General features: G+C 52.3%; 8 protein-coding genes. 3 read left to right on the top strand and 5 right to left on the bottom strand.

Going from position 1 to position 13,628, the window contains the following annotated elements; translation table 11 throughout:
- The first annotated feature begins 332 nt into the window (after window positions 1-332).
- Window positions 333-5,549, top strand: coding sequence for an S-layer homology domain-containing protein (locus M1D70_RS18695; protein WP_456287638.1), 5,217 nt, complete (start codon window positions 333-335; stop codon window positions 5,547-5,549).
- Window positions 5,550-5,699: 150 nt separating this feature from the next.
- Here the strand turns inward: M1D70_RS18695 and M1D70_RS18690 are convergent, their stop codons facing one another.
- Window positions 5,700-6,929, bottom strand: coding sequence for an aminopeptidase (locus M1D70_RS18690; protein WP_456287637.1), 1,230 nt, complete (start codon window positions 6,927-6,929; stop codon window positions 5,700-5,702).
- A 39-nt stretch (window positions 6,930-6,968) separates the two neighbouring features.
- A complete protein-coding gene (locus M1D70_RS18685; protein WP_456287636.1) occupies window positions 6,969-7,352 on the bottom strand; it encodes a MerR family transcriptional regulator in 384 nt (127 codons plus the stop codon).
- 207 nt (window positions 7,353-7,559) lie between these two features.
- Here M1D70_RS18685 and M1D70_RS18680 point away from each other — a divergent pair, with 207 nt between their 5' ends.
- Window positions 7,560-9,152: an MDR family MFS transporter gene (locus M1D70_RS18680; RefSeq protein ID WP_456287635.1), complete on the top strand. Its 1,593-nt coding sequence runs from the start codon at window positions 7,560-7,562 to the stop codon at window positions 9,150-9,152.
- A 74-nt stretch (window positions 9,153-9,226) separates the two neighbouring features.
- Here M1D70_RS18680 and M1D70_RS18675 read toward each other — a convergent pair whose 3' ends face one another.
- The 3 genes from M1D70_RS18675 to M1D70_RS18665 form a co-directional block, all read right to left on the bottom strand.
- Window positions 9,227-10,048 (bottom strand): carbohydrate ABC transporter permease, encoded by an 822-nt coding sequence (locus M1D70_RS18675; RefSeq protein WP_009591051.1) that lies wholly within the window; start codon window positions 10,046-10,048, stop codon window positions 9,227-9,229.
- Window positions 10,049-10,065: 17 nt separating this feature from the next.
- Window positions 10,066-11,025, bottom strand: a complete 960-nt coding sequence (locus tag M1D70_RS18670; RefSeq protein ID WP_251496995.1) for a carbohydrate ABC transporter permease — start codon at window positions 11,023-11,025, stop codon at window positions 10,066-10,068.
- A gap of 81 nt (window positions 11,026-11,106) precedes the next feature.
- The gene (locus M1D70_RS18665; RefSeq protein ID WP_456287634.1) at window positions 11,107-12,363 is read right to left on the bottom strand and encodes an extracellular solute-binding protein; all 1,257 of its coding nucleotides are present in this window, start codon (window positions 12,361-12,363) and stop codon (window positions 11,107-11,109) included.
- Window positions 12,364-12,844: 481 nt separating this feature from the next.
- On the opposite strand from M1D70_RS18665, the gene M1D70_RS18660 reads away from it, so the two are divergent.
- Window positions 12,845-13,576, top strand: coding sequence for a metallophosphoesterase family protein (locus tag M1D70_RS18660; RefSeq protein WP_009591076.1), 732 nt, complete (start codon window positions 12,845-12,847; stop codon window positions 13,574-13,576).
- Window positions 13,577-13,628 lie beyond the last annotated feature (52 nt).

The raw sequence follows: 13,628 nt of genomic DNA, 5'->3' as shown, positions 1-13,628 counted from the left end.
ATATGTACCTTGAGAAACGGGTAAGCCATATGCCATGGACAGAAAGACGCGGCGTTAAGTTGTCCTATTGTACTAGATGTTCAGCGAATATCGGGACCTTTATATCATTTATCAAATTTTACATAAAGTGGTTTAAAAAACGATCGGAATATGCAATTATTGATCTTGGGAGGTGAAGAGGAAAAGGACCCCTCAAGGGGAAAAGCCTAGTTGGAAATCGCGAGGGATTTTATGTTGAAAACGCTTTAATTATAATTTGGGGATCCCATGGAGACCTGGAGAATTGGGAAACTGAATTGATTGCTCAAAAAATCATTTCTAGGAGGTTTTCCATGTCTAAGATCGCCCTTAAACGATTTATTTCCTGTTTCTTGATTCTTTGTATCGTTATGTCTGCCTCGTTTACTGCTCTCGCGGGACAAGCTTCCGCCCAGACATCCACCGCGCTTAACCCAGTGCCCGAGCTGCTGATCACCGAGCTTGTGCCTGATTCCACGAACGTAGGAACCGCCGACGGTTACGAATTTATCGAGGTTTACAACAATACCGATCAAGCCATCGATTTCAGCAATTATAAGATACGCTACCGTTACTTGGAGAGCGACACCCTGTGGGCTCATGTACCCGACGAGGTGACTATTCCATCCGGGAGCACGCTGGTGTTCTGGATCATAAACGGTCAGAACAGCAAATCCACGATTGCTGATTTTAATCATAATTACGGCACCAACCTGAACGAAAGCACCGATGTCGTCAAAATATTCTCAGGCGGCATGTCCAATTCGCGCATGCGGGAGCTCGTGGTCGTAACGAACACCGGACGCCCGATCGTGTCCGCGTTTTACAACGACGGTGACGTTCATAACGGTCCCGATCAGGGCATCTTCTATAAATATCCCGAAGACGGCAGCCTAAAGATGCAGCGGATCTCCCAGCTGGAACATAAGGCTACGCCGGGTTCGCTCGCGCACTCGGAAGTTCCCGCGATGCCGGTACATATCGACGTGACCAAGGAGCCGTCCGTTGTCAATCGGACGACAACCACGAACGTGGAGCCGGGAGACAATCTGGAAATCGCCGCGGAAGCGCACGATGACCGTATGGTGACATCGCTCGCGTTATCTTATCGTGTCGACGGACAGAACGATTACAAGGTCGTACAGCTTCGGGAAGGACAGCAAGGCTACCATCATACGATACCTTATCTGGAGCTGCTGGGACATGCCAAGCTGGAGTATTTCTTCACGGTGTCCAACACGTTTAAGAAAGTGGAGAGCCCTAAATATGAGGTTGATCTCACGGGCAGCGGCGCAAGCGCGAGCCTGAACGTTAAAGATCAACAAACGGTTACGGGCATCACGTATATTCGGGGTGCAGCTGATGGGGCTGGGCCTTCCGATTTGGAGCTTCAAGTGGACGGAACGCCGGTTCAAGGCACTCCCGCCATGGAGCATTCTGCCTATTTTATATTTGAAGGCGACGGCATTGACGATGGAATCAACACGGTAACCATCGGCAAGGAGGTTCTTTTCGAGACGGAGGCGAACATTGACGGTTATCAAACCATCGTGGTCCCGATCGAACCGCAGTGGCTGAAAAGCGGATCGAACGAAATTACCCTTCGGGCCGGCGATAACGAGAAGACCTATTTCGAGGACGACAAGCCGACGGGCAATATGGATGATTTCAATGCACGCAACGTGCGGCTGCTCCTGGGTGACGGAACGGAAATCCGGGATCCGCAATACAGCGATCCCGCACGGATCCATGACCTTGGCGACGATGGACGTTTCCTGCCTTTCGTAGCTTTTCAATTCGACATTCCTGCCGAAAAAGTAAATGCATTGTCCTACGCATGGGATACCTCGGCCGTCTCGGACGGAACGTATTCCATTCAATTGAAGGTCAAAGGTCAGTCTGAAGCAGCTGCCGATGTTCAGGTAGATAACCACGGACCGGAAATTAGCGCAACCGTTGAAGAGGCCAAGAGTTACAAGGGCGGCATCCCGATCGATGTGACCGCCACGGATCGCGTATCGGGCGTGGACCGGGTCGAGGTTACGCTCGATGGACGCGCCATCCAGTTGCCGTACAATACTTCCTCGGCCGAGCTTGAACCAGGCGATCATAAGCTGGAAATTCGCGCAGTGGACAAGATCGGCAACCTCTCCGAACGAACCGTGACGTTTCACACGGCTCAGGAGCATCCGAATAAACCTGTATTGGTGTCGCCGGCAGATAAGGAGAGCGGCACCGGGCTGTCGCCGGAGCTGAAGGTTCAAGTCAGCGATCCATCGGATGACGAGCTCGAGGTCTCCTTCCATCAGGCTTATTCGTATCATGCTTTAAGCGGGGATCGGGTGAAATTGTCCAAGAACGCTTCGGACGAAGAACCTCCTAAGGACAGATTCCCTGCGGGCGAAACTGTGCTGACCGAAGAGGAATTGAAGCGGGTATCCGAATCCAACGATGAATATGTCACCGTAGATTCAACGTCTCAATTCCCTTACATCCGGTTCGAGGCAGAGCTGGAGCATGCCGTCGAGCCTGGCGACAGCGTCGAAGTCACTTGGGAAGGACACACGGTGTCCGGCCGCAAGGTCACGATGTATGCGTGGAACCACAAGCTGAGCAAATGGACGGAAATAACCAAGCATATTGCCCAGTCTGAAGATGATTTTACGCTTCGAGGCGAACTGACGGCAGCGGACTATGTACAGAACAATAAAGTCGATGTGATTGTACAGGATGAAATTCCTTCCCGAGGGGATTATGATTACACCTTTGTATGGGTATCCGATACGCAGTTCTTGACGGAGCTCTATCCTCATATTCAGCAAAAGCAGTTCGACTGGATCGTTGATTCCATCGATGAGATGAACATCAAATATTTGTTCCATACCGGTGATATCGTGAATGATCCAACAGCCGAATACCAATGGAAACGTGCCGATGCGTACATGAACATGCTGGAGGATGCCAAGCTGCCGCACGGCGTGCTTGCCGGGAATCATGACGTGGGCAGCTACGATTGGGATTACACGACCTACGGTCAATATTTCGGGGAAGACCGTTATAAGGATCAGCCCTATTACGGAGGCTCCTACAAGAACAACCGGGGACATTACGATCTGGTCTCCGTCGAAGGCAACGACTTCATCATGATGTATATGGGATGGGGCGTCGAAGACGAGGATATCAAGTGGATGAACGAGGTTCTGGCTGAATATCCGGATCGTATCGCATTCCTGAATTTCCATGATTACATGCTCGCGAACGGAACGCGTTCCGGCGTAGGCAACAAGTTGTACAAGGAAGTAGTCGTCCCTAATCCGAACGTGGTTGCCGTACTGAGCGGCCATTACACGGGAGCCAGCCTGCTTAAGAACGAATTGGACGATGATGGTGACGGCAATGCGGACCGAACCGTGTATCAGATGCTGGCAGACTATCAAGGACATGCGGACGGCGGCAGCGGATATTTGAGACTGCTGCATTTTGATAAGGAAAGCAATCAGATTTACGTGAATACGTACTCTCCTTATTTGGATAAGTACAATTATTATACGAATCCGGGCGTGGATGAATTTGCGATGAACCTGGATCTTGAGCCGAAACTGAAGCGGGTAGCCACCGATTCGATCCAGGTGAATCATCTGAGAGGAGAGGCCATCGGTACGCCGCAAAAGGCAGCGAGCGGCACGGAGGTTACTCAGCCGTGGGCAGGACTGTCATCCAACGGAACCTATTCCTGGTACGCCGTCGCCCAAGATGAATTCGGGGGAAGAACGGTATCGGACGTATGGACATTCGCAACGGATGAAGGGGATCTCGCGGCCCCAACCAATCTGAAAGCACTTCAGGTCACGACGTCCTCGGTTCAAATCGGCTGGGACCCTGTGAACCGTCCGGACCAGCAAGTCGTGATCTATCATGTGTATCAGGACGGACAGCAAGTGGCCACCGTTACGGACAGCGTATACGAAGCGACAGGGCTTACGCCGGATACGCCGTACGAATTCAAAGTAACCGCCTCGGATCAGCATGGAGCGGAATCGCCACCAAGCGAGATCTTAACGGTGATCACGAGTGCTGTAGACGTTCCGGGTGCGCCGGTATGGACGCCCGGGGAGTTGGAATTTTCGGAGATCTCATCGAGCCATGTAACCATGAGCTGGCCGGAGGCGGCTGCAAGCGATGGCGTGGACGGATATCGCGTATATTTGAAAGGCCGGGAGGAACCGGTGGTTACCGTAACCGGCGATGTGTATTCGCATACCGCAGCTGGGCTTACGCCGGATACGCGTTATCATTTTACCGTCAAAGCTTATAACGCTGCTGGCGAGAGCGTGGGACTCCATAACTCGGTCACGACTTCGGCTGCAGGAGTGGACAAGAGCGAGTTAATCGGGTTAATCGCCTCGGCGCAGCAAAGGCTCGACGAAACACGGGAAGGCTCATCGCCAGGGCAGTATCCGGCAGTCGCAAGGTCAGCACTCCGTGACGCGATTGCAAACGCCAGCGCCATAGCGCAGCAGGATCATGCAACTGCGAAGGATGTCAGGGACGCAATGACCGCACTGCAAGCCGCGATCCGCGCCTATAACGCTTCGGTGATCCCTTCATCCGAGAATCCTCCGTCATCGGGATCGGGATCGGAATCCCCTGGCGGTGGAGTCCCATTGTCCGGAAACAATCAATTAAAAGCGCTGGAAGTCATCATTGGCGGCGTAGCGGCTGCATTAACCCCTGCGTTCAACGAGAGCACGACGGAGTACCGGCTTGAAACGGATGCGGAATCCGTGCAGCTTCGCATTGGGACGGCGCATGGCAAGGCCGCTGTCCTTCTGGAAGGAGAGCCTCTGAAGAATGATCAGGTCATCAAGCTGAAGGAAGGGGATAACGTCCTGAAGCTGGTGGTTCGGGCCGAGAATGGTGCGACCAAAACCTATCAGTTAACCATACACCGTAAGGCGAAAGCAGGGACAGAAGAACCGAAGCCGGAACCCCAGCCGGTGCTGTTAACCGACATCGGCGGACATTGGGCTTCATCTGCAATTGAGCAGGCGGTTTCGCTCGGCATCGTTGGCGGCTATCCGGATCAGACCTTCAAACCGGACCGTCAGGTCACGCGTGCCGAATTTATGGTGATGATGGCCAAAGCACTGAAAGGTCAAGCGGGGTCTGAGAAACTGAGCTTCAAAGACAGCTCCTCCATCGGATCCTGGGCGCTTGAAGCGATTCAATGGGCCGTATCCGAAGGCATCGTGAAAGGATATCAAGACGGGACATTCAAACCGAATGAATCCGTTAACCGTGCGGAAATGGCGGTAATGATCGCACGCTATCTAGGCCTTACCCAGCCAGGTGCCGGAACGGACTTCCGCGATCAGCAGAATATTCCGGCTTGGGCAGAGAAGGAAATCGCAGCCGCGGCCGAGGCCGGCATCGTGAACGGACGTTCGGGTAACCGGTTTGCACCTCAGGAATCTGCGACCCGTGCGGAAGCGGTCATGATGATACTTCGGATGCTGGAGCATGCAGAGTAAAGTAACCATACGAATGTAGAACATAGAAAAAGGCGGACATGGAGCAATTGCTCCAGTGTCCGCCTTTTTTACAGTTGTAGGCTTAAAGGGTTGCCCCCGGTCATATGACGCCAAAAGGCACGCTGGGAGCCCATTTTACCCAAACGAACCTTAGACCCACCGTCCACCGCGGAATACGGGTTCAATCGTACCGTCCGCCAGCACGCCGTCAATGTCCAGTTCAGCGGAACCAATCATGAAATCGACATGCGTCAGACTGACATTGGCTCCGCGAGCCAGCAGTTCTTCCTTGCTCATCTTGGTGCCGCCTTCGATATTCACGGGATAGGCGCTTCCCAGCGCAAAGTGGCAGGAGGCGTTCTCATCGATGCCGGTGTTATAGAAGACGCGGTTTAGCTGCGAGATCGGCGAATCATGCGGCACGAGTGCCATCTCTCCAAGATACGAGGCGCCCTCGTCCGTTTCCAGCAGCGTCGTGAGATGCTCCCGTCCGGATTCGGCTTCATATGCGACAACCTTGCCGTCCTTGAACGTGAGCTTCATGCCTTCCACCAGGCGGCCGTTCAGATTCAGCGGAAGGGTACTGGATACGGTCCCGTTCACGCCCGTACGATGAGGCATCGTATAGATTTCTTCGGTGGGCATATTCGCTACGAAATACACCCCGGCCTCATTCTCGTCACCGCCGCCGAGCCAGAGGTAACCTTCCGGCATGTCGACGCGCAGATCCGTTCCCGGCGCACGATAGTGGAAACTCTTGTAGCGTTTGGCATTCATGTGGTTCTGGCGCAGCTTCAGTCCGGCGATATGAACCCGCCACGCGGCTACCGGATCTTCGCTGCCTACCCGATTCATCAGGAATACGGCATCCCACATCGCTTGGATGCGCTCTTCTTCGGGGAGGTCCGGGAATACTTTATTGGCCCAGGCTCGGGTAGGCGCCTTAATCAGCGACCAGCTGATCTTATTGTTGCGGACGTATACCTGATATTTTTCGTTAGCCACGGCAGCAGCCTTAACGGCTGTAGATACTTTTACCGAATCAATGCCGCGGAACAGCTCGGGATCCGGAACCTTAATGCGCAGAATGGCTCCTCCGCCTTCAGCGAGCTGCTGCATGGCGTCGGCCTGCCACTGCGGATAATATTGAAAGGAGTCTTCCGGTGCCTTCTCATAGCGAATTCGGGTGATTTTTTCGTCCTCCCAGTCGACTTGCACATATTTGGCGCCTGCATCATAAGCTTTGGCCACGATGTGGCGTGTCAACTCTACGGTCTCGATTGGAGCATTGACGATCAGCACTTGGCCCGGTTGTACGTTTACGCCAACCTTCACGACCAGCTCCGCGTATTTCTCCAGATTTTTCTCGAAATTGTCCATATGTAGATATCCTCCATTTCAGATGTACACTTCATTCTATCACGTTGCGGAGGGTTGCTGCTGACTCTTCTTTTTGCCAAGGGTCAAAGAGATTTGCCTTTCCAGCAGGTGTTTCAATTCATGGAGCGCTGCAATCTGACTGTCCACGCTGCTTAATTTGTCCTCATAAAAGGAGAGCATTTCTTCGCAATATTCATAATCGTCCGGCGAAGCGACTTCACCGCGAAACAATACGCGAATTTGATCCGTGGTCAAGCCCAGCTTTAAGTACAATTGGATCATTTTGACCCGTTCGATGGCGGACGCGTTAAAATGGCGGTAATCATTATCGAGTCTGTCGGCTTCCAGCAGGCCTTTTTGTTCATAATGCCGGATCGAGCGTGCGCTGACCTGGCTGCGCTGCGATAATTCACTGATCTTCATATCACATGACCTCCTTGGCATGAGCTAAGATAAACCGATTATACGCTACCCCGCATGCGAACATAAAGCCGTTAGGCTGCTTGAATAAGAGCGTTTGATAAAAAATAACGGAATCGGGGACAAAAGTGTGACAGTCACCTGTCATACTTTTCGAATTACAATGACTGCAGTACTAAGGAAACCTACTTAGAAGGAGTGTATGAGAACTTGAAGACACAAACAGCCAACAACAACAAACTGCCCATCGTGCTTGCCGGCCTGCTGCTCGGCATCTTGATGGCCTCCATGGACAATACGATCGTAGCAACCGCCATGGGAAACATCGTCGGGGAGCTCGGAGGACTTGATCATTTCGTATGGGTGACCTCCGCGTATATGGTTGCCGAGCTTGCGGGGATGCCGATTTTCGGCAAACTGTCCGATATGTATGGACGCAAAAAATTCTTTGTGTTCGGGATGATTGTATTCATGCTGGGCTCCGTGCTGTGCGGTACGGCAACCTCCATCACGGAACTGGCGCTGTATCGGGCCTTGCAAGGCGTAGGGGGCGGAGCCCTCATCCCGATTGCTTTCGCGATCATGTTCGACACCGTGCCGCTCGAGAAGCGCGGAAAGCTCACCGGTTTGTTCGGAGCCGTCTTTGGATTATCCAGCATTTTCGGGCCGCTCGCAGGCGCTTATATTACGGATCATATTACCTGGCAATGGATATTCTATATTAATTTGCCGATTGGCATCGTGGCCTTCCTGATGGTGACGGTATTCTATAAGGAATCGCATGAACGTTCCAAACAGCCGATTGATTGGAAGGGGGCAACCACGCTCCTTGCGGGCGTGATCTGTTTCATGTTCGCGCTTGAGCTTGGAGGGAAGCAATGGGCATGGGATTCCTGGGTCATCCTGGCTTTGTTTGGCGCTGCCGCCGTCATGCTTGTGCTCTTCGTGCTTACCGAGAGAAGGGCGGAGGAACCGATCATCTCGTTTCATTTATTCAAGAATAAACTCTATACCTCAAGCGTGATGTGCGGCTTGTTTAGCGGAGGATCCTTCATCGTGGCTTCCGTTTACATTCCGATCTTCATACAAGGCGTGCTCGGCGGAAGCGCCACGAACTCGGGGCTTGTCCTGCTGCCGATGATGGTGGGCTCGGTCGTCACGGCGACGGTCAGCGGTTTTCTGATGAGTAAAATCTCGTATCGCAGCATCATGATCCCGACGCTGATCCTGTTTACGGGAGGGATGGTACTCGCTTCGACGTTGACTGCGGAATCCAGCAGGTTCACCGTTACCCTGTACATGGTTCTGATCGGGCTTGGCATCGGCGGATCGTTCTCCGTGCTGGGAACGGCGGTCATGCATGGCTTATCCTATAAACAGCGCGGGATGGCGAGCTCGACCTTCAATTTCACGCGGTCGCTTGGAATGACCATTGGCATTACGGTGTTCGGGTTGATACAGAGCCGATCCTTCACCGGTTCCTTAACATCGGGATCGGGCGTGATGAACACCGGTGGGCTTCCTGAAGGATTCGATCTTAAGGATCCTCACATCTTATTGGCACCGGAGACGAGATCATGGATTCCGTCCGACCTGCTTAAGCCGATCTCGGACACGCTCGCTTCCTCCATCGCGGCTACGTTTGCCTGGGCTATCGTTCCTGCAGCGTTAGCGCTTCTGGCAGCAGCCTTAATGGGACGTAAGAAGCTGGATGAAACGGCAGAACTGAAACGGGAGGAGACAGCCGATTCAACAGAAGAGGCAGGGACGAAAGAAAATGAACAGCTGGTCATGGTGCCGTAGCGCGTACGTCATGGACGGGAATATAGAAAGGAGCTGCCTGCCAGGCATAACACCTGGAGGCAGCTCCTTTGCCGTTAACTCTTAATCGCGCCTGCGGCGATATCGGAAATGAATTGCTTGCTGATGAACAAGAACATGACGATCAGCGGGATGACGGCGAGCAGCGTGCCGGCAATGACCATTGAATAGTCGGTGGTATATATTCCGTTTAATGATGATAACGCAACCTGCAAGGTGAACTTGTTCTCATCATTTAGAATGATGAGCGGCCACAAATAGTCGTTCCATACCCCGATGAACGTGAAGGCGGCCAAGAACGATAAAGCGGGCCGCAGAATCGGCAGCGATATGTTCCAATAGAGGCGGAAGAAACCGCAGCCGTCGATTTTACCGGCATCGAGAAGCTCCGAAGGCACCGATTCCTGTGCATACTGCCTGATCCAGAAGATACCGAAAGCGTTGACCATTCCCGGAATGATCAGGGCCTTGTAGGTGCCCACCCATCCGAATTCTGCCATAATGACAAACGAAGGCACCAAGGATAATTGTGCGGGCGCCATCATGGTGGCAAGCAGCAGCACAAACAGCCATTTTTTGCCCGGGAACTGGAATTTGGCGAACGTGAATCCGGCCAGGGAATCGAAGAATAAGACCAGCAGCGTACAAGCGGAAGCGACGAACAGGGTATTCCAGAAGGCGCCGAAGAAGTCGATGCTGCTCAGCACCCTCGACACGTTATCAAGCAAGTGCGGACCGAACCATAGTTTCGGAGGAAAGCTATAGATATCCGAAGTGGTGCGCGTCGCCATCACAAGCAGCCAGTAGAAGGGAAAAATGGATAAGATCAGTCCGGCGATCAACCCGATGTGCAGCAGAATGGATTTCCATTTGAACATACGATTCACCCCCATTTTCAGTCATTGGAAGGACTGCCCTGCACCATTTTCCAGTTCACGATGGAAAAGAGGGCGATGAGCAGGAACATGCCCCAGCCGACGGCAGCGCCATATCCGAAATAGTTGTTCACGAAGGCTTCGCGGTACAGGTAGAGGACGATAGTCATCCCTCCGCCGCTTACGCCGCCGTCATTGCCGACCAGCACTTGCGGCTCGGTGAAAATCTGCATGCCGCCGATGGTTGACGTAATGACCGTAAAGAGAATGATGGGCCTTAGATTGGGAATGGTGATTCTGAAAAAGGATTGAATGCCGGTGGCTCCGTCGATCTTGGCTGCCTCGTACAGTACCGTCGGGATGCTCTGCAGCCCGGCAAGATAGATGATGGCGTTATATCCCGCCCATCTCCATATAACCATGACCGAAATGGCTAACTGAATGCCCCACGTCGTATTCAACCATTCGACGGAGTTGAGGCCGAGCAAGGACAACATATAGTTGAGGAGACCGTAGTTGTTCGAGAAGACCGTACCGAACACGATGGCAACCGCAACAAGCGAGGTGACGTTTGGCAGGAAATAACCGATGCGAAAGAAGGTGCGGAAACGGACGAACGATGCATTTAGCAGGAAAGCCACGACCAGCGCGATGAACAGCATCGGTATCGTGGAGTAAATCCAGATCAGCAGCGTATTGCCAACGGCTCTCCAAAATTCCGGATCGGTCAGCATGAATTGATAGTTATTGAGACCGTTATAGGTCATCTCCCCGATGCCGTCCCATTTTTGAAAGGACAGGAACATGGAAAAGGCGATCGGGAACAGCCCGAAGATGGCAAATAGAATGTAAAAAGGGGATATCGCCAAATATTCTTTGCGGTGCTTCCATATCTGTGCAGACAGTCGGTCTTGGGATTTCGGATGCTTGGGAACAGGCTTCTGTTCCACGGGCGTGCGATTCAGCATTGGATTATCCATCGTACTGTACCTCCTGTAACGGTTGGTATTTAAGTACTCCTAACAATCGGAAAGCCATACCTCACAAAACAAGAACCTTGGTCAGCGCAGCAGTTCTTTTTTGACCCTGGCCAGCGCGTCGGCCCAGGCTTTATCGGAATTTTTGCCCTGAAGGGCAACCGAGGACAGCTCTCGATTGACAATGCCGTTGACATTCGCGAACTTCCCGCCGAAATAAGCCGGCTTAACGTTTCGTGCAGATTCCGAGAACACCTCGCCGGTCGCCTGATTTCCGAAAAATTCTTCAGGTTCCTTCATGACGGGTGCATCCAGCGCGTCCTTGGCGGAAGGGAAGAGGTTGATCTTCTTAAAGGACTGAACCTGATTTTCCGGGTTCTGAATGTATTTCATGACATCAAATGCTTCCTGCGGATATTTACTTGTCTTCATAATGGCAAGGAAGGAACCGCCGTTGTTGCCGTCACCGCCAGGTGCACGGGCCACCCTCCATTTGCCGGTGGTGTCCGGCGCCGCCTGCATGAGTATTTCCTTCATCCAGACCGCACCGACAAAGGAAGCAACCCGCCCGTTGTTCATGGCGGCATTCCACTCTGAGGAAGAAGTGTTGACATTGGCGCTCAGCTTCATTAGGGAGGCCTTTACCGCCGTATCCCAGGCCGTTTTCATCGAAGATTCCGCAGACTCGCCGATGAACGTTCCATCCTCGGCAAAATAGATGCGATCGGATTGGGCATTGATTTGGGTATAAATGTTCGTGATGTTATCAAGCATTTTCACTTTTTGATCAAAATGCTCCTGCAGCTTCTGTCCGGCCTCGAAATATTGATCCCAGGTGCCGAGCTGCTCGTGGACATCTTCCGGTTCGGTCGGAAGTCCGGCTTCCTCGAACAAATCCGCTCTGTAGTATAAAGCCGTTGGCCCCGTATCGATCGGCAGGGCGATCATGGCGCCTTCCGGAGTAACGCCGAGCTTCCATTTCCAATCCAGGAAATCCGGTTCGATTTCTTTGGCGCCAAGCTCATACAGATCGTAGAAGCGATCCGAACTCGTAAACAGCTCCGCCACCCAGTCGTTAAAAGCGACGATGTCCGGCCCTCCGGAGCCGGCGGCCAGCGTTGTTTTTAATTTCGATTTGAAGTCGCCTCCGATTTTTTGCGCATCGATGCGGATACCCGGAAACTCCTTTTCAACAGACTTAATCAGCTCATCGTCCAGGCTTCGGTTCCAATACCAAAGTGTAAGCGTTTTCGTTTTTTCGGTTGAAGCATTTCCCGTACAACCGCTGATGATCAAGACAAGAATCAGTAACCCTAAGCTAACCATCCTGCGTGTATTCACTATCGTCAGCCTCCTAACGTGGTGAAGTCGGTGATGCTTAAATCTTATTCAGTTACCAAGCTTGCGTGAGTAAAAATATATGATTACCTTAATACAATAGACTAAAAATTAAAACATCCAAAATAAGGATTTGGCACGTTCCGGCGTATAATTGCCTCCTTCCAATGCACGTTATGTACTGCCGATGTAGTTGAAACACGCATCGCGTGCCCGAACGCTTCCGGACGGCAATGCATGGAACGGCATAACCTCCTTCCTTTGACTTTCTTTTAGAATAGCTTCAAACTATTTTCATTATAAGTTAATATTGTATGGAAAATGAAGTGCTGGATTGGTAAATCCAAAGACCTGATTTTGGGGCACGGCATGAATCGCTGAACTGGTTCATCCCTGGCTAAAAAGAGACATAGGATGAATATACGAAAAGCAACACCGCCATAACCATAGCAAACCGAAATAAACAAAGTTTGGAGGCCGGCTGATGGCGCAATTTGCATTAATCTCCGACATACACGGAAACATCCCTGCACTGGAGGCGGTTCTTAGGGATATCCAACGCCGCGGAATCGAAACCATCTATTGCCTGGGCGACTTGATCGGCAAGGGCCCGCACGGCGATGTGGCGGTGGATATGGTACGAACCCATTGCCAGCAGGTCATTAAGGGGAATTGGGACGACTTTATTGGCAATGAGACCGATGATCCGTCGCTGCTATGGCATCAGCATAGACTCGGAAGCGAGAGGCTCCAATATCTTGCCGGCCTCCCTTATGTCATAGAATTCATGATGAGCGGTAAATGGGTCCGGCTGTTTCATGCTTCGCCGCGAAGCGTGTACGAACGGATCCAGCCCTGGGACGACCAGGAGAAGCTGGCTACCTTGTTTCACAGTTCCCCGCTGTGCGGCAGCCCGAGAATCGCGGACGTCGCCGGTTACGGCGATATCCATAATGCCTATCACCAGCATCTGGACGGGAGAACGCTGTTTAATACCGGCAGCGTCGGCAATCCGCTTGAAATGCCCGAGGCGTCTTACGTCATTCTGGAGGGAGTTTATGGAAGCGAAGATCCCGCGCCGTTAAACATTCAATGCATCCGTGTGCCGTATCCGATCGAACAAGCCGTGCAGGATGTGTTAAAGTCCGGCATGCCCCACCCTGAATCGTATATTCTCGAGATTCGAACAGGGCGGTATCAAGCGCGAAAAGACTAACGGCATCGGAGACAAAAGGGATAAGGGAACGCCGCAGGCGATCTTTAAGTCC

Source organism: Paenibacillus sp. AK002, from assembly GCF_053903045.1.
This window is presented reverse-complemented; position numbering and strand designations above follow the sequence as displayed.